This window comes from Streptomyces sp. JLYT201 (genome assembly GCF_059448825.1).
The window spans coordinates 3,733,209-3,752,729 of record NZ_CM182551.1 but is presented as its reverse complement, the minus strand read 5'-3'; the positions used below and the strand labels follow the sequence as shown (position 1 = coordinate 3,752,729).

14 protein-coding genes are annotated in these 19,521 nt (G+C 69.3%); 10 read left to right on the top strand and 4 right to left on the bottom strand.

The genetic code is table 11. The features are described from left to right. Positions 1–229 precede the first annotated feature (229 nt). From AC5WAM_RS15065 to AC5WAM_RS15050, 4 genes are all read right to left on the bottom strand, one after another. A complete protein-coding gene (locus tag AC5WAM_RS15065) occupies positions 230–1,018 on the bottom strand; it encodes a succinate dehydrogenase/fumarate reductase iron-sulfur subunit (RefSeq protein WP_366794351.1) in 789 nt (262 codons plus the stop codon). Further along, entirely contained in the window at positions 1,015–2,943 is a 1,929-nt protein-coding gene (locus AC5WAM_RS15060) for a fumarate reductase/succinate dehydrogenase flavoprotein subunit (RefSeq protein ID WP_366794352.1), read from the bottom strand. Before AC5WAM_RS15060 ends, AC5WAM_RS15065 begins: the two co-directional genes overlap by 4 nt. Positions 2,944–2,979: 36 nt before the next feature. Beyond that, on the bottom strand, positions 2,980–3,813 hold the full coding sequence (sdhC, locus tag AC5WAM_RS15055) for a succinate dehydrogenase subunit SdhC (RefSeq protein WP_366794353.1): 834 nt from the start codon (positions 3,811–3,813) through the stop codon (positions 2,980–2,982). 81 nt (positions 3,814–3,894) lie between these two features. Then, positions 3,895–4,221: an Rv0250c family protein gene (locus AC5WAM_RS15050; RefSeq protein ID WP_366794354.1), complete on the bottom strand. Its 327-nt coding sequence runs from the start codon at positions 4,219–4,221 to the stop codon at positions 3,895–3,897. Positions 4,222–4,967: 746 nt separating this feature from the next. On the opposite strand from AC5WAM_RS15050, the gene AC5WAM_RS15045 reads away from it, so the two are divergent. From AC5WAM_RS15045 to AC5WAM_RS15000, 10 genes are all read left to right on the top strand, one after another. Then, positions 4,968–7,325, top strand: a complete 2,358-nt coding sequence (locus AC5WAM_RS15045) for an ABC transporter family substrate-binding protein (RefSeq protein WP_495522870.1) — start codon at positions 4,968–4,970, stop codon at positions 7,323–7,325. A 143-nt stretch (positions 7,326–7,468) separates the two neighbouring features. After that, positions 7,469–9,376 (top strand): translational GTPase TypA, encoded by a 1,908-nt coding sequence (gene typA / locus AC5WAM_RS15040; protein WP_366794356.1) that lies wholly within the window; start codon positions 7,469–7,471, stop codon positions 9,374–9,376. A gap of 515 nt (positions 9,377–9,891) precedes the next feature. Further along, positions 9,892–11,523: a peptide ABC transporter substrate-binding protein gene (locus AC5WAM_RS15035; protein WP_495522869.1), complete on the top strand. Its 1,632-nt coding sequence runs from the start codon at positions 9,892–9,894 to the stop codon at positions 11,521–11,523. An 80-nt stretch (positions 11,524–11,603) separates the two neighbouring features. Then, complete coding sequence (locus tag AC5WAM_RS15030) at positions 11,604–12,530, top strand: ABC transporter permease (protein WP_495522868.1); 927 nt, start codon at positions 11,604–11,606, stop codon at positions 12,528–12,530. After that, positions 12,523–13,485, top strand: a complete 963-nt coding sequence (locus AC5WAM_RS15025) for an ABC transporter permease (protein WP_495522867.1) — start codon at positions 12,523–12,525, stop codon at positions 13,483–13,485. The genes AC5WAM_RS15030 and AC5WAM_RS15025 overlap by 8 nt, the downstream gene beginning before the upstream one ends. A gap of 11 nt (positions 13,486–13,496) precedes the next feature. After that, a complete protein-coding gene (locus AC5WAM_RS15020) occupies positions 13,497–14,549 on the top strand; it encodes an ABC transporter ATP-binding protein (RefSeq protein ID WP_495522866.1) in 1,053 nt (350 codons plus the stop codon). Then, positions 14,542–15,696 (top strand): ABC transporter ATP-binding protein, encoded by a 1,155-nt coding sequence (locus tag AC5WAM_RS15015; RefSeq protein WP_366794360.1) that lies wholly within the window; start codon positions 14,542–14,544, stop codon positions 15,694–15,696. The genes AC5WAM_RS15020 and AC5WAM_RS15015 overlap by 8 nt, the downstream gene beginning before the upstream one ends. Before the next feature lie 250 nt (positions 15,697–15,946). Beyond that, the gene (locus AC5WAM_RS15010; protein ID WP_366794362.1) at positions 15,947–17,569 is read left to right on the top strand and encodes a peptide ABC transporter substrate-binding protein; all 1,623 of its coding nucleotides are present in this window, start codon (positions 15,947–15,949) and stop codon (positions 17,567–17,569) included. A gap of 70 nt (positions 17,570–17,639) precedes the next feature. Further along, positions 17,640–18,563, top strand: a complete 924-nt coding sequence (locus tag AC5WAM_RS15005; RefSeq protein WP_242722360.1) for an ABC transporter permease — start codon at positions 17,640–17,642, stop codon at positions 18,561–18,563. Beyond that, complete coding sequence (locus tag AC5WAM_RS15000; protein ID WP_495522865.1) at positions 18,556–19,521, top strand: ABC transporter permease; 966 nt, start codon at positions 18,556–18,558, stop codon at positions 19,519–19,521. Before AC5WAM_RS15005 ends, AC5WAM_RS15000 begins: the two co-directional genes overlap by 8 nt.

Genomic DNA, 19,521 nt, shown 5'->3' with positions numbered 1-19,521 from the left:
ATGGGGGAGATCACGAGACTTGCCTGGGGGATTACCCCCACAAACCGTCGTCCGCCCCCGCCAGTCCCGCCCCCGCCAGTCCCGCCCTCACCGGCCCCGCCCTCACTAGTCCCGCCGGTCGCCAGCCCCGCCGGTCGCCGACCCCGGTCGCCAGCCCGCCGGTCACCAGTCCTGCCGACACCCCCGCCAGTCCTCGCGCGATCGCCGCCGGCCCCCGGGTCGGCGGCGCCTACTCCCCCCGCCGCCGGATCTTGTTCCCCAGCCAGACCAGCGGATCGTACTTGCGGTCCACCGCCCGCTCCTTCAGGGGAATCAGCGCGTTGTCCGTGATGCGGATGCCCTCGGGGCACACCTCCGTACAGCACTTGGTGATGTTGCAGTAGCCGAGCCCGTGCTCGTCCTGGGCGGTCGCCTTGCGGTCGAGGCCCGTGTCCGCCGCGGCGTCCAGCGGGTGCATGTCCAGCTCCGCGACCCGCATCAGGAAGCGCGGCCCCGCGAACGCCGTCTTGTTCTCCTCGTGGTCACGCACCACGTGGCAGGTGTCCTGGCACAGGAAGCACTCGATGCACTTGCGGAACTCCTGGGAGCGGTCCACGTCCTCCTGCATCATGCGGTACTCGCCGGGGCCCACGCCGGGCGGCGGCACGAAGGCGGGGACCTCGCGCGCCTTGGCGTAGTTGAAGCCCACGTCGGTCACCAGGTCGCGGACCACGGGAAACGCCCGCAGCGGTGTGACGGTGATGGTCTCCTCGCGCGAGAACACCGACATCCGGGTCATGCACATCAGGCGCGGCCGGCCGTTGATCTCCGCCGAGCAGGAACCGCACTTGCCCGCCTTGCAGTTCCAGCGCACCGCGAGGTCCGGCGCCTGGGTGGCCTGGAGGCGGTGGATGATGTCGAGGACCACCTCGCCGTCGTTGACCTCGACCGTGAAGTCCTCGAGGCCGCCTCCGCCGGTGTCGCCGCGCCAGACCCTGAAGCGCGCGTCGTACGCCGTGGACGATGCAGCTGTGCTCACTCGTAGAGCTCCTCTTCGGCCAGGTACTTGACCAGCTCCTCCTTCTCGAAGAGGGCGAGCAGGTCGGGGCGGATGGGATCGGTCGTGACGCGTTCGAGGTCGATCTGGCCGCGCACCGGGTCGGTCGCCGCGAGGCCGCCGGTCGGGTCGACGAGGCGGCACAGCAGGTTCACGCGGCGCCACTCGCGGTTCATCCCGGGGTGGTCGTCGCGGGTGTGCCCGCCGCGGCTCTCGGTGCGCTCCAGGGCCGCGCGCGCCACGCATTCGCTGACGAGCAGCATGTTCCTGAGGTCGAGCGCCAGGTGCCAGCCCGGGTTGAACTGCCGGTGCCCCTCGACCCCGGCCCGCCGCGCCCGCACCCGCAGCTCGGCGAGCTTCTCCAGGGCCCGCTCCATCTCGCCCGCGCGACGGATGATGCCGACCAGGTCGTTCATGGTCTGCTGGAGTTCCTGGTGGAGCGTGTACGGGTTCTCCGGGGGCGCCCCGTCCGAGGGGCCCTCCGCGCTGAACGGACGCAGTGCCTCCGCGGCCGCCGTGTCCAGCTGCGGCTCGTCCACCACGGGGCGCACGGCCAGTTCGTCCGCGTACCGCGCCGCGTGCAGACCGGCGCGGCGGCCGAACACGAGCAGGTCGGACAGGGAGTTCCCGCCGAGCCGGTTGGAGCCGTGCATGCCGCCCGCGACCTCACCGGCCGCGAACAGGCCCGGCACGCCGCGCGCCGCCGCCGTGTCGGATTCGACCGCGATGCCGCCCATCACGTAGTGGCAGGTCGGCCCGACCTCCATCGCCTCCGCGGTGATGTCGACGTCCGCCAGCTCCTTGAACTGGTGGTACATCGAGGGGAGCCGGCGCCGGATCACCTCGGCGGGCATCCGCGTCGACACGTCGAGGAACACCCCGCCGTGCGGCGAGCCGCGCCCCGCCTTCACCTCGGAGTTGATGGCCCGCGCCACCTCGTCCCGGGGCAGCAGCTCGGGCGGACGGCGGTTGTGGTCCGGGTCCTCGTACCAGCGGTCGCCCTCCTCCTCCGACTCCGCGTACTTCTCCTTGAAGACGTCCGGGATGTAGTCGAACATGAACCGCTTGCCGTCGGAGTTCCGCAGGACGCCGCCGTCGCCGCGCACGGACTCGGTGACGAGGATTCCTTTCACCGACGGCGGCCACACCATTCCCGTCGGGTGGAACTGGACGAATTCCATGTTCAGCAGCGGGGCGCCCGCGAGCAGCGCGAGGGCGTGCCCGTCGCCCGTGTACTCCCACGAATTCGAGGTGACCTTGAAGGACTTGCCGATGCCGCCGGTGGCGAGCACGACGCTGGGCGCCTCGATGACGAAGAACCGCCCGCTCTCCCGCTCGTAGCAGAAGGCGCCGCTGACCCGGTCGCCCTCTTTGAGTACGCGGGTGACCGTGCACTCCTGGAAGACCTTCAGCCGGGCTTCGTAGTCGCCGAACTCCTTCTCGTCCTCCTGCTGGAGGGCCACGATCTTCTGCTGGAGGGTGCGGATCAGTTCGAGGCCCGTACGGTCGCCGACGTGGGCGAGCCGGGGGTATTCGTGGCCGCCGAAGTTCCGCTGTGAGATCCGGCCGTCCTTGGTGCGGTCGAAGAGCGCGCCCCAGGTCTCCAGTTCCCACACCCGGTCGGGGGCCTCGCGGGCGTGCAGTTCGGCCATCCGCCACTGGTTGAGGAACTTTCCGCCGCGCAGGGTGTCACGGAAGTGCACCTGCCAGTTGTCGCCGGAGTTCACATTCGCCATGGCCGCAGCGATGCCGCCCTCGGCCATCACCGTATGGGCCTTGCCGAACAGCGACTTGCAGATCACCGCCGTGCGCGCGCCCTGTTCACGGGCCTCGATCGCGGCCCGCAGGCCCGCTCCGCCGGCGCCCACGACGACGACATCCCACTGCTGCCGCTCCACTTGAGACATCAGAACGCCCCTATTTCGTCTTTCGTCTTTTCGTCGTCAGAACAGTGCCGGATCGTCGAACGCGCCGGAGGCGATCAGATACACATAGAAGTCGGCGAGCGCGACGCTGATCAACGACGCCCAGGCGAGCAGCATGTGACGGCCGTTCAGCCAGCCCACCCACTGCCACATCCGGTAGCGCACCGGGTGCTTGGAGAAGTGCTTGAGCTTTCCGCCGACGATGTGCCGGCACGAGTGACAGGAGAGCGTGTACGCCCAGATCAGCACGATGTTCACCAGGAACACGAGCGTGCCGAGGCCCATGTGGCCCCACTCGTAGTGCTCGTCGCGGAAGGCGAGCACGGTGTCGTACGTGAGAATGCCCGCGACCGGCACGGCGGCGTAGAAGAAGTACCGGTGGATGTTCTGGAGGATCAGCGGGAAACGCGTCTCGCCGGTGTACTTGGCGTGCGGCTCGGCGACCGCGCAGGCGGGCGGGGACGCCCAGAATCCGCGGTAGTAGGCCTTGCGGTAGTAGTAGCAGGTGAGCCGGAATCCCAGCGGGAAGATGAGGATGAGCAGCGCGGGGGACAGGCCCCACCAGCTGCCGAAGATCTCCCAGTTCGGGCCGTTCTTCATCGGCCTGCAATTGTCCGCGACGCACGGCGAGTAGAACGGCGAGACGTACGGCGCCTCGTAGTAGTCGGAATTCGCGAACGCCCGCCACGTCGAGTACACGACGAAGGCGAACAGTCCGGCGGCGGTCGCGGCGGGCTGGAGCCACCAGCGGTCCGTTCGCAGATGGGCAGCGGCGATCGCGGCGCGCGTGCCGTGCCGTACGCCGCCGGGGGCCGTGCCCTTGTTCAGATGGGGTTCGGTGCCAGTTGCCAACGAGGCTCCACTCCTTCGTCGACGGGTGGGTTACGACGGGCACGGGTCCGGGGGGCCGGAGGCGGGCGGGCCGGGGCCGGGCTAGGGCGCGCGGCGGTAGCGGGCGCCCAGGCCCTCGTCGTCGGAGTCCGTCCACAGGGAGCTGTCGTACGGGGTGTCCGGTACGGGGACCATCGCGGGCCGCGCGGGGGGCGGGGGCGTCTGGGTCCGGCGCTCGGCCGGGGACGCGGGGGCCACGGCCGCGCGCAGCAGCGCGACGCTCTCGCGCAGGTGGTCGGTGTCCATGCGGACCCGGCGGAAGTCGACGCCCGCCGCGTCCGCCTCGGCCTGCCGCTCGATCCGGCCCACCGTGCGGACGAGGTCGTCGACACAGCGCTGAATGGCCGTCAGGTCGTCTTGCAGAGCCATGACTTGCCCTCACTTCAAGGGGTGCGGTCGTAAACGCTCATGCGCCTGCGAGTGTCGCGCCTCACATCCCGGCTTGGGAAGGGATCTGTCGTGATTGGGCCCGGGAAGGGGGCGGGCTGGCTCATGTCCGCCGGAGCGCGCCCCGGCGGCCCCGGTGGGGCCGCGCTCCGGCTCTCCTTCCGCCGGGGCCGGGCCCGGACCCTCCGCCCGTTCCCGCACCGGCCTCCGGCCTCACCCTCAACCGCCGGACGGGCCGGGAACCCCGCTCCACCCGCCTGCCCTCTCATCGCGTGGGGCGCGAGCCGGGAGACCGCTCGGAGTCTGCTGCTCGTCGGCCGTCCGCCGTTCCCGGGGCGGGGGAGAGGGGCGTTGCGCCGCACGGGTGGGTTCTGGGGGGAGGGCCGTCGTGTCGGGGGGCTTCGCCGGGGGCCGTCGCGTTCAGTGGGGGTGATACATGTGATCAACTCCATATTTCGCCCGTAACGTCGCCATCCGCGCATACCCATGGAAACGGCGCCCGAGCCTCACCGCCGAGGGCACCGCCCCACAAGGGCACCGCCTCCAGGGCACCGCCCCGAAGGCACCCCGGGGGCACCACCCCCGGGCCACCGCCCCAGGGCACCGCGGAACCGCGTTGCGAGCCCCCCACCCGGACCACGAACGGCACCACGTCATCAGCCCCGGCCCCCTCCCACCCCCGCCCGCCAGGGCGGATCGCGGCCGGGCCAGCCCCGGAGGTACCCGTCATGCCCCACGACCGCGCCAGGCCGCAGCGACCGGTCCGCCCGAAGGCCACGGTCCGATCGGCCGTGTTCCTCGCCGCGGGAGTCCTCGCGCTGCCCGCCCTCGCGGGGTGCGGCGCGGACGACGAGACGAGCACCCCGGCGGCGGCCCAGGACGTCGCGCCCGCCGCCCGGGACCTGGTGGCCGACGGCGGCACCGTGAAGTGGGCCGTCGACGCGCTGCCGGAGACCTTCAACACCTTCCAGTCGGACGCGGACGACGCCACGTCCCGGGTGGCGGGCGCCGTCCTGCCCTCCCTGTACCGCCTCGACGCGCAGGGCCGCGTACAGCGCAACCCGGACTTCCTGGAGACCGCGAAGGTCGTCGAGAGCGAGCCCAAGCAGGTCGTGCTCTACAAGCTGAACCAGCAGGCGGTGTGGAGCGACGGCCGGGAGATCGGCGCGGACGACTTCGCCGCCCAGTGGCGGGCCCTGTCCGGCAAGGACAGCGCGTACTGGACGGCCCGCAACGCGGGCTACGACCGCATCGAGAAGATCGAGCGCGGCGCCAACAACCTGGAGGTGCGCGTCACCTTCGCGCAGCCGTACGCGGACTGGCGCTCGCTGTTCTCGCCGCTGTACCCGAAGGAGGTCATGGGGACCCCCGACTCCTTCAACGACGGCGCGCGCACCAGGCTGAAGCTCACCGCGGGCCCCTTCGTCCTCAAGGACGTCGACCGGGGCGCGGGCGAGGTCACGCTCCGGCGCAGCCCGCGCTGGTGGGGCAACCCCGCCAAGCTCGACACGCTGGTCCTGCGCGAGGTGCCGCGCGAGCGCCGCGCCGCCGCGCTGGCCGCGGGCAAGGTCGACCTGGCCGACGTGGACGCCGACGAGGCGGGCCGGATCGCCCTGGCCGCCCGCGACAAGGGCGGCCGGGGCCCGCTCGCGCACGGCCCCGGCGCCCGGCTCACCCCCGCCGACGCCCTGCGCTCCTGGGCCCGCGCCCACGGCACGGACGAGGAGGCCGCCGCGGCCGAGCAGGAGGCGCGGGAGCGGACGGACAAGGCCGTCGCGCGGTACGCCGACGAGCAGGAGGGCCTGCGCGGCTACACGGTCCGCAAGTCCCTCGAACCCGCCTACACCCAGCTCGCCCTCAACGGCGCCGAGGGCCCCCTCGCCGACGACCGGGTCCGCCGCGCGGTCGCCCGCGCCCTGAACCGCACCGAGCTCGCGGAAACGGTTCTGAAGCCGCTCGGCCTGCCCGCGCTCCCGGTCGGCAGCCATCTGGCCCTGGCCGGTCAGGACGCGTACGCGGACAACAGCGGGGCGCTCGGGGACCAGGACACCGCCGAGGCGCGGGCACTGCTCGCCGACGCGGGCTGGACGCCCGGCGGCCCCCTCAAGGACAAGCTGAAGAGGGACAAGGACAAGAAGGACACGAAGGAGAACGCGGCCGGGAGCGAGGCGGACGCCCGCGACGAGGACGGCGACGACGGCACGTACATCGTCGGCGAGGACGACCAGAAGCCCGGCGACCGGGGCACCTCGGTCCTCGCGCCCGCCCCCGCGGCCGCGTTCCAGCAGGCCGTCCTGGCCCGCCAGGCCGACGCCCTCACCACGCGCCGCGACGCCGACAAGGAGCAGCGCAAGGACCCGGGCGCCCCGGCCAAGAAGCACGCGCGCAAGCACGCCGAGAAGCACGCCGAGAAGCACGCCGAGAAGCACACGGAGAAGCACGCCAGGGGCGGCGCCCCGGGTGCCTACGCCCCCAAGGGCACCGCCGCCCCCAAGGCGGGCAAGGGGGCGGGCGGGCCCCTGGCCAAGGACGGCAAGCCGCTCACGCTCCGCTTCGTCCTGCCGTCCGGCGACGGCTCGCAGGCGCTGCGCGGCGTCGCCGACCGCATCTCCCGGATGCTGGAGCGCATCGGCGTCCGTACGGAGATCGCGAAGGTCGCCGACGACAGCTACTTCAAGGACCACATCGCGTCCGGCCAGTACGACCTGGCCCTGTACTCCTGGCCCGCGTCCGCCTTCCCCGCCACCGACGCCCGGCCGATCTTCGCCAAGCCGGTGCCCGCCGCGGACGGCTCCCTCAACGTCGAACAGAACTACACCCGCGTCGGTACCGACCACATCGACCAGCTCTTCGACCAGGCCCTCGCCGAGCTCGACGAGGGCGAGATGCGCTCCCTGGTGAAGAAGGCCGACGCCCGCATCTGGGCGGCGGCGGGCTCCATCCCCCTGTACCAGCGCCCCCAACTGGTGGCGGCCCGGCCGAACCTCGCCAACGCCGGGGCCTTCGGCTTCGCGACCCCGCTCTACGAGGACATGGGCTACCGGAAGCCCGGCGCCGAACCCGCCGAGAGCCCCTCCCGGGGCTGAGGCCGGGGCCCCGCCGGGCCGGTTCCGGCGGGGCCGCGTAGAATGGGGTAAGGCCGTGGCGTGTGTCTGCCCGGCAGGGCGCGCGTACCAAAAGAGAAAAGTACGCGCAGCCTTCCACTCTTCCCGGGAGAAGCGCACCTCGCATGCCCACGCGCCACGACATTCGTAACGTCGCCATCGTCGCCCACGTCGACCACGGCAAGACGACCATCGTCGACGCCATGCTCAAGCAGGCGGGCGCCTTTGCCGCGCACGCCGCAGAGTCCCTCGACGACCGCATGATGGACAGCAACGACCTGGAGCGTGAGAAGGGCATCACGATCCTGGCCAAGAACACCGCGGTCAAGTACCACCCGAAGGACGGTGGCGACCCGATCACGATCAACATCATCGACACCCCCGGCCACGCCGACTTCGGTGGCGAGGTCGAGCGCGGTCTGTCGATGGTGGACGCGGTCGTCCTTCTGGTCGACGCCTCCGAGGGTCCGCTGCCGCAGACCCGCTTCGTGCTCCGCAAGGCCCTCCAGCAGCGGCTGCCGGTGATCCTCTGCATCAACAAGACGGACCGCCCGGACTCCCGCATCGACGAGGTCGTCAACGAGACGTACGACCTCTTCCTCGACCTGGACGCCGACGAGGACCAGATCGAGTTCCCGATCGTCTACGCCTGCGGCCGTGACGGCGTGGCCTCGCTGACCAAGCCGGAGGACGGCACCGTCCCCGCGGACAGCACCAACCTGGAGCCGTTCTTCTCGACGCTCCTGGAGCACGTCCCGGCCCCCGAGTACGACGAGTCGGCCCCGCTCCAGGCCCACGTCACCAACCTGGACGCCGACAACTTCCTCGGCCGCATCGCGCTGCTCCGCGTCGAGCAGGGCGAGCTGCGCAAGGGCCAGACCGTCGCCTGGATCAAGCGCGACGGCTCGATCTCCAACGTCCGCATCACCGAGCTGATGATGACCGAGGCCCTCACCCGCAAGCCCGCCGAGAAGGCAGGCCCCGGTGACATCTGCGCCGTCGCGGGCATCCCCGACATCATGATCGGCGAGACCCTCGCGGACCCGGAGAACCCGATCGCGCTCCCGCTGATCACGGTCGACGAGCCCGCGATCTCCATGACGATCGGTACGAACACCTCGCCGCTCGTCGGCCGCGGCGGCACCGGCAAGGGCGCGGACGCCAAGTCCGCCGTCAAGGACCGCAAGGTCACCGCCCGCCAGGTCAAGGACCGTCTGGACCGCGAGCTGATCGGTAACGTCTCGCTGCGTGTCCTGGAGACGGGACGCCCGGACGCCTGGGAGGTGCAGGGCCGCGGCGAGCTGGCGCTCGCCATCCTGGTCGAGCAGATGCGCCGCGAGGGCTTCGAGCTGACCATCGGCAAGCCCCAGGTGGTCACCCAGGAGATCGACGGCAAGACGCACGAGCCGGTCGAGCGCATGACCATCGACGTGCCCGAGGAGCACATGGGCGCCGTCACGCAGCTCATGGGCGTCCGCAAGGGCCGCATGGACAACATGTCCAACCACGGCTCCGGCTGGGTGCGCATGGAGTTCGTCGTCCCGTCCCGCGGCCTCATCGGCTTCCGTACGGAGTTCCTGACGAACACCCGCGGTACGGGCATCGCGCACTCCATCCACGAGGGCCACGAGCCGTGGTTCGGCCAGCTCCAGACCCGTAACAACGGTTCGCTGGTGGCCGACCGCGCGGGCGCGGTCACGCCGTTCGCGATGATCAACCTCCAGGAGCGCGGCGTGCTCTTCGTGGAGCCCGGCACCGAGGTGTACGAGGGCATGATCGTCGGCGAGAACTCGCGCTCCGACGACATGGACGTGAACATCACCAAGGAGAAGAAGCTCACCAACATGCGTGCGGCCTCCGCGGACAACACGGAGAACGTGGTGCCGCCGCGCAAGCTCTCCCTGGAGCAGTCCCTGGAGTTCTGCCGCGACGACGAGTGCGTCGAGGTGACCCCGGAGGCGGTCCGCATCCGCAAGGTGAACCTGGACCAGCGCGAGCGCGCCCGTGCGGCGTCGCGCGCCAAGCACGGCTGAGCCACGCAGGCGTGGCCTAGCCTCTTCGGTCGTCTTTCATCTGCGGCTTTGCCGCGGCTGGTCGCGCAGTTCCCCGCGCCCCTTCAGGGCGTTCGGCGCTGAGGCCGGTTTCCCCCGCACGGGTGCGTGTGGGGGAAACCGGCCTCCCGCGCGTTCGGGGGCGTCGACGGACCTCGGCAACCGGTTTTTGCCCACGATCTGTCCGCTATACGGACTCTCTTGACCGTTAGATGGGTAACACGTCCGTTTCGCAACCATCTATCTGGGATCGGTTTGTCCGGATTTTGGAAGTTGTACGTGCCAGGTGTGATTGAACCGAGACCAAAAGGGTGTGGTCGGGCCGTACCTCATGGCTAATAGTTGACCGCGTATAGCTCGGGTCAATGGGTCACGCGCTGTGGGGAGCGCCGACTCACGAGCACACTGGGGTACTCGATCTTCGCCGGCAGGGGTGTCGGCGCCGCTTGACGTACCCCCTCTTGTAGCGAACAAGTGGACTCATGAGGAGGAACCCCATGCGTGGTGCCAAGAGCGCCAAGTGGGTTGGGGGCGCGGTTGTTATCGCCCTTGCCGCGACGGCCTGTGGTGGCGGCGACAGCGGCAGTGACAACAAGAACCGGGCGATCGACAAGAACGGCACCTTCGTCTACGCGAGTGGCGAGCCGCAGAACCCGCTTCAGCCGGCGAACACCAAGGAGGCGTACGGAAGCGACGTCATCCACACGCTGTTCACCGGTCTCGTCGACTACACGCCGGGCACCGGCAAGCTGGTCAACATGAACGCGGAGTCGGTGACGCCGTCCAAGGACAACAAGACCTGGACGGTCAAGCTCAAGCCGGGGTGGAAGTTCCACAACGGCGAGGCGGTCACCGCGGAGTCGTACGTCAAGGCCTGGAACTGGGCGGCCCACACGCCGAACAACCAGACCAACAGCTCTTGGTTCGCGGACATCGAGGGTTACGCCGACGTCCACCCCGAGAAGGGCAAGCCGAAGACCGACAAGATGTCGGGTCTGAAGGTCAAGGGCGACAACGAGTTCACGATCACGCTGACCACGGGCATCCCGTACTACGCGTACAAGCTGGGCTACGAGGTCTTCTCCCCGCTGCCCTCCGGCTTCTTCAAGGACCCGAAGGGCTACGGCGAGAAGCCGGTCGGCAACGGTCCCTACAAGTTCGCCAGCTGGGACCACAAGAAGTCCATCAAGGTCACGCGCTACGACGGCTACCAGGGCCCGAACAAGGCCAAGAACGGTGGCGTGACCTTCAAGAACTACGCCTCCTCCGACGGCGCGTACAAGGACCTGGTGTCGAACAACGTCGACTCCATGGCCATCGTGCCGGAAGGCGAGCTCGCCAACTACCAGGAAGACCTGGGCGATCGCGCGATCAACCAGAACTTCTCGATGATCCAGACGATCGCGTTCGCCCGCTACACCAAGCAGTGGAAGAACATCGACGTCAAGGTCCTCCAGGGCCTGTCGATGGCGATCGACCGCGACACCATCATCAAGACGGTCCTCAACAACACCCGTGAGCCCGCCACCGGCTGGGTCGCCAAGGACGTCATCGGCTACAAGCCCGGCGCCTGCGGCGAGTACTGCAAGTTCGACGCCAAGAAGGCCAAGGAGCTCATCAAGGCCGGCGGCGGCGTCCCGGACAACAAGGTCTCCATCCAGTACAACGCCGACCAGCCGCACAAGGGCTGGGTCACCGCCGTCTGCAACAGCATCAAGCAGGCGACCGGCGTGAACTGCGTCGGCGACCCGAAGACCGACTTCCAGGCCGACACGCAGACGCGTGACGCCAAGAAGGTCAAGTCGATGTACCGCTCCGGCTGGGTCCTCGACTACCCGTTCAACGGCAACTTCCTGCGTGACCTCTACGGCACCGGCGTCGGCGGCAACCAGAGCGGCTTCTCGAACAAGGACTTCGACAAGCTGACGGCCAAGGCCGACAAGGCCCCGACCATCGAGAAGTCCGCGGAGCTCTACAACGAGGCCGAGCGCAGCCTGCAGAACAGCTTCCCCTCCATCCCGCTCTGGTACGGCAAGTTCCAGACCGGCTACTCCACCAATGTCTCTGGCGTGAAGTTCGACCAGCAAGCGAGCCCGATCTTCACTGAAGTCCAGGTGTACAAGAAGTAGTTCGCGAGGGCTCAGCCCGTGGTGCCGGCCGGTGATCCCGGTCGGCACCACGGGCGGCTTCGCACAGGACGGAGGCTTCCATGGGGCGCTACGTCGCGCGGCGACTGCTCCAGATGATCCCAGTCTTCATTGGGACCACTCTTCTCATTTTCTTGATGGTCAATGTGCTTCCCGGCGACCCGGTACGGGCGCTGTGGGGGGACAAGCCGCCGGACCCGGCGCAGATGGAGGCCATTCGCCACCAGCGCGGTCTCGACCTCCCGCTCTGGCAGCAGTATCTGCATTACATGAAGAACCTGGCCGTCGGTGACCTGGGCACCAACATCGGTGGCCGGCCGGTCGGCGACATCCTCAGCCAGGCGTTCCCCGTCACGGTGCGGCTCGCCCTGCTCGCCTTCGGCATCGAGATGGTCCTCGGCATCGCCCTCGGCATGCTCGCTGGCGTGCGCCGCGGCCGCGTCGTGGACAACCTGATCCTGGTCTTCACGCTGCTCGTCATCTCGGTTCCGGTGTTCGTGCTCGGCTACATCGTCCAGACGGTGTTCGGGCTCCAGCTGAAGTGGACCGAGCCAACGGTCCAGGACGCCACGGACCTCACCCAACTGATCCTTCCGGCGATCGTGCTCGGCTCGCTCTCCCTCGCGTACGTCGCCCGGCTCACGCGGACGAGCATCGCGGAGAACCTGCGCGCCGACTACATCCGCACCGCCGTGGCCAAGGGCCTGCCCAAGAGCCGGATCATGACGCGCCACCTGCTGCGCAACTCGCTGATCCCGGTGGTGACCTTCCTCGGCACCGACATCGGCACCCTGATGGGCGGCGCGGTCGTCACGGAAGGCATTTTCAACGTGCCGGGCGTCGGCAACACTCTGTTCGACGGTCTCGCACGCCGCGAGGGTCAGGTCATCGTCGGCACTGTGACCATCCTGGTGCTCGTCTACCTGGCCGCGAGCCTGATCGTCGACCTGCTCTACGCGGTCCTGGACCCGAGGATCCGTTATGCCTGACGTCACCAAGACCACTCAGCCGGACGCGGCCTCCGACACGGCCAAGGCCGCGGCGACGGCCTCCGAGGCCGCGGCGGGCCCGGCGCCGGGCAAGCCCCGCTCGCTTGCCGCGGACGCCTGGCGGGACCTGCGCCGCAACCCGTTCTTCGTGATCTCCGGGCTCCTCATCGTGCTGCTCGTGGTGATCGCGTTCTTCCCGGGCATGTTCACCAGCGCCGACCCGACCAAGGGCGACCTGCGCAACCACTTCCTGGAGAAGCCGAGCTACACGCACTTCTTCCAGCCGGAGTGGTTCGGCTACGACGGCCAGGGCCGGTCCATCTACGCCCGCGTGCTGTACGGAGCCCGCAACTCGATCACGGTCGGCATCTGCGTCACCGTCGCCGTCACCATCATCGGCTCCATCCTCGGCATGCTCGCCGGCTACTTCGGCGGCATCTGGGACGCGATCATCTCGCGGGTCACCGACGTGTTCTTCGGCGTCCCGTTCCTGCTCGGCACCATGGTCGTGATGAACGCGGTGACCGACCGCACGGTGTGGACGGTGGTGGGCGCCCTCGCGGTGCTCGGCTGGACCCAGATCACCCGCGTCATGCGCGGATCCGTGATCACCACCAAGCACTCCGACTACGTGGTCGCGGCCAAGGCGCTCGGTGCGAGCACCTGGCGGATCCTGATCCGGCACATCCTGCCGAACGCGGCCGCACCCGTGATCGTCGTCGCGACCATCGCGCTCGGCGGCTACATCACGGCCGAGGCGACCCTCTCCTTCCTCGGCATGGGCCTGTCGGACGACGCGATCTCGTGGGGCAGCGACATCTCCGACGCCGCCAAGCAGCTGCGCAACGACCCGTACATCCTGTTCTTCCCGGCCGGCATGCTGAGCCTGACCGTCCTGGCGTTCATCATGCTGGGCGACGCCGTGCGCGACGCCCTCGACCCCAAGCTGCGCTGAGGGAGGCGTACGTGACCACCATCGAGAAAGAGGCGGACGTGCCCGCTCCGCGCGACGCCGAGCGGGCACCCCTGCTCGAAGTCCGGGACCTGCACGTCGAGTTCCACACCCGTGAGGGCGTGGCCAAGGCCGTCAACGGCGTCAACTACACCGTGGAGCCGGGCGAGACGCTCGCCGTGCTCGGCGAGTCGGGCTCCGGCAAGTCCGTGACCGCGCAGGCGATCATGGGCATCCTGGACATGCCGCCCGGCAAGATCGGCAAGGGCGAGATCCTCTTCCGCGGCCAGGACATGCTGAAGATGTCCAACGAGGAGCGCAGGAAGATCCGTGGCCGCAAGATCGCGATGATCTTCCAGGACGCGCTCAGCTCCCTGAACCCGGTGCTCAGCGTCGGCTACCAGCTCGGCGAGATGTTCCGGGTGCACCAGGGCGCCAGCCGCAAGGAGGCCAAGGCCAAGGCCATCGAGCTGATGGACAAGGTCAAGATCCCGGCCGCCAAGGAGCGGGTGAACGACTACCCGCACCAGTTCTCGGGCGGCATGCGCCAGCGCATCATGATCGCGATGGCGCTCGCCCTGGAGCCGGACCTGATCATCGCCGACGAGCCCACCACGGCCCTCGACGTGACGGTCCAGGCGCAGGTCATGGATCTGCTCGCGGAGCTCCAGCGCGAGTACAACATGGGTCTGATCCTGATCACCCACGACCTCGGCGTGGTCGCGGACGTGGCGGACAAGATCGCCGTCATGTACGCGGGCCGGATCGTGGAGACGGCGCCGGTGCACGAGCTGTACAAGCGCCCGGCCCACCCGTACACCCGCGGTCTGCTCGACTCGATCCCGCGCCTGGACCAGAAGGGCCAGGAGCTGTACGCGATCAAGGGTCTGCCGCCCAACCTCCTGAAGATCCCCACGGGGTGCGCGTTCAACCCGCGTTGCCCGAAGGCCCAGGACATCTGCCGCACCGAGATCCCGAAGCTCGCCCCGGTCACGGAGCGGGACGGCGGGGAGCTCGTGGGCCGCGGCAGCGCGTGCCACTTCTGGAAGGAGACGATCCATGGCTGAGGAGCTCAAGAAGGACGCCGCGGACGTCACCGACGCCACGCCGAACGTCACCGAGGTGGAGACGGTCGACGCGGCGACGCCCGAGGAGGCCGTCGCGGCCATCGAGGCCCCCGTCGAGCGCGGTGAGCCGATCCTCCAGGTCCGCAATCTGGTGAAGCACTTCCCGCTGACCCAGGGCATCCTCATCAAGCGCCAGATCGGTGCGGTGAAGGCGGTCGACGGCATCTCCTTCGACCTCTACCAGGGCGAGACGCTCGGCATCGTGGGCGAGTCCGGCTGTGGCAAGTCCACGGTCGCGAAGCTGCTCATGACCCTGGAGCGGGCCACCGCGGGCGAGGTCTTCTACAAGGGCCAGGACATCACCAAGCTGTCCGGGCGGGCCCTGAAGGCCGTGCGCCGCAACATCCAGATGGTGTTCCAGGACCCGTACACCTCGCTCAACCCGCGCATGACGGTGGGCGACATCATCGGGGAGCCCTTCGAGATCCACCCCGAGGTGGCGCCGAAGGGCGACCGGCGCCGCCGGGTCCAGGAGCTCCTGGACGTGGTCGGGCTGAACCCCGAGTACATCAACCGCTACCCGCACCAGTTCTCGGGCGGTCAGCGCCAGCGCATCGGCATCGCCCGCGGCCTGGCCCTCAACCCCGAGATCATCATCTGCGACGAGCCGGTCTCGGCCCTGGACGTGTCCGTCCAGGCCCAGGTCATCAATCTGATGGAGAAGCTCCAGGACGAGTTCAACCTGTCCTACCTCTTCATCGCGCACGACCTGTCGATCGTCCGGCACATATCGGACCGCGTGGGCGTGATGTACCTCGGCAAGATGGCCGAGATCGGCTCCGACGAGCAGATCTACGACCACCCGACGCACCCGTACACCCAGGCGCTCCTCTCGGCCGTCCCGGTGCCCGACCCGGAGGCCCGCGAGGGCCGCGAGCGCATCATCCTCACCGGCGACGTCCCGTCCCCGGCCAACCCGCCCTCGGGCTGCCGCTTCCGCACCCGCTGCTGGAAGGCGCAGGACAAGTGCGCCGAGGAGATCCCGCTGCTCGCGATCCCCGAGCGCTTCAAGGACGCGGACACCCCCGCCGCCCACGAGTCGGCGTGCCACTTCGCGGAGGAGAAGGACGTGGTGCACGCGGCCTAGCACCGCCACACCGCCCCTGTGCCCCGCCGGGCTGCGAGCCCGGCGGGGCACAGGCGTGTGCGGGGGCCGCCGCCCAGGCCCGGACGGCGTTCCGGGGAGGCGGCGCGGCGCGGCCTCCGGGCGCGGCATGCGTACATCCGGAGGGCCTCCTCCCTCATACGGCCGGGCTAAATGTGCCACTTGCCCCCTATAACGCGATATTGGCGATAGTGCGCGCGGCAGGCGCGCGGCGGAGGCGAGGAGGCAGTTCATGCGTGGAGCCACGCACGCCAAGTGGGCCGCTTGTGCGGCGGCGGTCGCGCTCGCGGCGACAGCCTGTGGTGGTGGGAGCGGCGGCGGCGACGGCTCCGGGGTCGTGAGCTCCTCCTGGGGCGATCCGCAGAACCCGCTGGAGCCCGCCAACACCAACGAGGTGCAGGGCGGCAAGGTCCTCGACATGATCTTCCGGGGCCTCAAGCGGTACGACCCGAAGACCGGCGAGGCCAAGGACATGGTCGCGGAGTCCATCGAGACGAAGGACTCGCAGACCTACACCGTCAAGGTCAAGGACGGGTGGAAGTTCAGCAACGGCGAGGCCGTCACCTCGAAGTCGTTCGTGGACGCCTGGAACTACGGGGCGCACCTGAAGAACAACCAGAAGGGCGCCTACTTCTTCGGCTACATCGAGGGCTACGACAAGGTCCACCCGGAGAAGGGCGACCCGAGCGCGGACACCCTGTCGGGCCTGAAGGTCGTCGACGCGCGGACCTTCACCGTCAAGCTCTCGCAGAAGTTCTCCACCTGGCCCGAGACGCTCGGCTACCCGGCCTTCGCGCCCCTGCCCAAGGCCTTCTTCGACGACCGCACGGCCTGGCTCGCCAAGCCCGTCGGCAACGGCCCGTACAGCATCAAGTCGTACCAGAAGGGCTCCAAGATGGAGCTCAGGAAGTGGGACGACTACAGCGGTGACGACAAGGCGCAGAACGGCGGCGTGGACCTCAAGGTCTACACCGACAACAGCATCGCCTACAACGACCTGATGGCCGGGAACCTCGACCTCGTCGACGACGTGCCGGCCGCGCAGCTCAGGAACGTGAAGAACGACCTGGGCGACCGCTACATCAACACCCCCGCCGGCATCATCCAGACCCTGGCCTTCCCGTTCTACGACAGCAAGTGGACCCGGCCCGGGATGGAGAAGGTCCGCAAGGGCCTGTCCATGGCCATCAACCGGCAGCAGATCACCGACACGATCTTCCAGAAGACGCGGACGCCCGCCAAGGACTGGACCTCGCCCGTGCTCGGCGAGGACGGCGGCTACAACAAGAGCCTGTGCGGCGACGCCTGCGACTACGACGCCGCGCAGGCCAAGAAGCTCGTCCAGGAGGGCGGCGGCATCCCCGGCGGCACCCTGAAGATCTCGTACAACGCGGACACCGGCTCCCACAAGGAGTGGGTGGACGCCGTGTGCAACTCCATCAACAAGGCCCTGGGCAACAACAGGTCCTGCGTCGGCAACTCCATCGGCACCTTCGCCGACTTCCGCAGCCAGGCCTCGCAGCAGAAGCTCGACGGTGCCTGGCGGGCGGGCTGGCAGATGGACTACCCGCTGATCCAGAACTTCCTCCAGCCGGTGTACTACACCGACGCCCCGTCCAACGACGGCAAGTACAACAGCAAGGAGTTCGACGCACTCGTCGACAAGGCCAACGCCGAGACCGACACCGGCAAGGCCGTCTCCACCTTCCAGGACGCGGAGAAGGTGCTCGCCAAGGACATGGCGGCCATCCCGCTCTGGTACCAGAACGGCAGCGCCGGCTACTCGGACCGGGTCTCGGACGTGTCGCTGAACCAGTTCAGCGTGCCCGTGTACGCGGAGATCAAGGTCAACTGAGCCGCGCGGAGCGGCCGTCCGGTCCCCAGGACACCGGGGCGGCCGCTCCCCCTACCCCCGGAGCCAGCCCATGGGGCGATATGTGATCCGGCGCCTGCTGCAGATGATCCCGGTCTTCTTCGGCGCCACCCTGCTGATCTTCCTGATGGTGAACGTGATGGGCGACCCCATCGCGGGCCTGTGCGGCGACCGCAAGTGCGACCCCGCGACGGCCGCCCAGCTGAAGAAGGAGTTCGGCCTCGATAAGCCCGTCTGGCAGCAGTACGTGACCTACATGGGCAACGTCTTCACCGGCGACTTCGGGACGGCCTTCAACGGGCAGAAGGTCACCGAGCTGATGGGGACCGCGTTCCCCGTCACCGTGCGGCTCACGCTCGTCGCCATCGTCTTCGAGATCGTCATCGGCATCAGCCTGGGCGTGCTGACCGGGCTGCGGCGCGGCAGGCCCATCGACACCACGGTGCTGATCCTCACCCTGGTCGTCATCTCGGTGCCGACGTTCGTCACCGGCCTGCTGCTCCAGCTGCTGCTCGGCGTGGAGTGGGGCGTCATCAAGCCGTCGGTGTCGTCCGAGGCGACCGTGGACGAGCTGATCGTGCCGGGGCTCGTGCTCGCCTCCGTCTCGCTCGCCTACGTCACCCGGCTCACCCGGACGTCCATCGCCGAGAACCGCCGCGCCGACTACGTCCGCACCGCCGTCGCCAAGGGCCTGCCCCGGCGCCGCGTCGTCCTGCGGCACCTGCTGCGCAACTCCCTCATCCCCGTCGTCACGTTCATCGGCACCGACGTGGGCGCGCTCATGGGCGGCGCGATCGTCACCGAGCGCATCTTCAACATCCACGGCGTCGGCTTCCAGCTCTACCAGGGCATCCTGCGGCAGAGCACCCAGACCGTCGTCGGCTTCGTGACCGTGCTCGTCCTCGTCTTCCTGGTCGCCAACCTCATCGTCGACCTCCTGTACGCCGTACTCGACCCGAGGATCCGCTATGCCTGAACCCCAGGAGCCCGACGGCGCCATCGCGGGGACCGGCGCGGGCGGCGCGATGGACCTCGCCGCCAGCGAGGCGACGACGCTCACGCCCGGCGGCCCGGGCGGGCCCGCCGCGCCCGTGCGCAGCCTGTGGTCCGACGCCTGGCACGACCTGCGCCGCAACCCTGTCTTCATCGTCTCGGGCCTGATCATCCTCTTCCTCGTCTTCATCTCCCTGTGGCCCTCCGCGATCGCCTCCGGCGACCCGCTGGACTGCGATCTGGCCAACGCCCAGAAGAGCTCGTCGCCGGGACACCCCTTCGGCTTCGACGGCCAGGGCTGCGACGTCTACACCAGGACCGTCTACGGGGCCCGCGCCTCGGTCACCGTCGGCGTGTGCGCCACCCTCGGCGTGGCGTTCCTCGGCAGCGTGCTCGGCGGGCTCGCCGGGTTCTTCGGCGGCATGTGGGACGCGGTCCTCTCCCGCATCACCGACATCTTCTTCGCCATCCCGGTGGTGCTCGGCGGCCTCGTGCTGCTGTCCGTGGTCACCTCCAGCACCGTCTGGCCCGTCATCGGCTTCATGGTGCTGCTCGGCTGGCCGCAGATCTCCCGCATCGCCCGCGGCTCGGTGATCACCGCCAAGCAGAACGACTACGTCCAGGCGGCCCGCGCCCTCGGCGCCTCCAACAGCCGGATGCTGCTGCGCCACATCGCGCCCAACGCGGTCGCGCCGGTCATCGTCGTCGCCACCATCGCCCTCGGTACGTACATCGCCCTGGAGGCCACGCTCTCGTACCTGGGCGTCGGTCTGAAGCCGCCGACGGTCAGCTGGGGCATCGACATCTCGGCGGCGTCCGCGTACGTCCGCAACGCCCCGCACATGCTGCTGTGGCCCGCCGGGGCGCTCGCCGTCACCGTGCTCGCGTTCATCATGCTCGGCGACGCGGTGCGCGACGCCCTCGACCCGAAGCTGAGGTAG

Coding starts and splice junctions, on each gene's coding strand:
- AC5WAM_RS15060 (WP_366794352.1), bottom strand. CDS start 2,943: ATGTCTCAAGTGGAGCGGCAGCAGTGGGATGTCGTCGTCGTGGGCGCC.
- AC5WAM_RS15050 (WP_366794354.1), bottom strand. CDS start 4,221: ATGGCTCTGCAAGACGACCTGACGGCCATTCAGCGCTGTGTCGACGAC.
- AC5WAM_RS15045 (WP_495522870.1), top strand. CDS start 4,968: ATGCCCCACGACCGCGCCAGGCCGCAGCGACCGGTCCGCCCGAAGGCC.
- typA (WP_366794356.1), top strand. CDS start 7,469: ATGCCCACGCGCCACGACATTCGTAACGTCGCCATCGTCGCCCACGTC.
- AC5WAM_RS15035 (WP_495522869.1), top strand. CDS start 9,892: ATGCGTGGTGCCAAGAGCGCCAAGTGGGTTGGGGGCGCGGTTGTTATC.
- AC5WAM_RS15030 (WP_495522868.1), top strand. CDS start 11,604: ATGGGGCGCTACGTCGCGCGGCGACTGCTCCAGATGATCCCAGTCTTC.
- AC5WAM_RS15025 (WP_495522867.1), top strand. CDS start 12,523: ATGCCTGACGTCACCAAGACCACTCAGCCGGACGCGGCCTCCGACACG.
- AC5WAM_RS15015 (WP_366794360.1), top strand. CDS start 14,542: ATGGCTGAGGAGCTCAAGAAGGACGCCGCGGACGTCACCGACGCCACG.
- AC5WAM_RS15010 (WP_366794362.1), top strand. CDS start 15,947: ATGCGTGGAGCCACGCACGCCAAGTGGGCCGCTTGTGCGGCGGCGGTC.
- AC5WAM_RS15005 (WP_242722360.1), top strand. CDS start 17,640: ATGGGGCGATATGTGATCCGGCGCCTGCTGCAGATGATCCCGGTCTTC.
- AC5WAM_RS15000 (WP_495522865.1), top strand. CDS start 18,556: ATGCCTGAACCCCAGGAGCCCGACGGCGCCATCGCGGGGACCGGCGCG.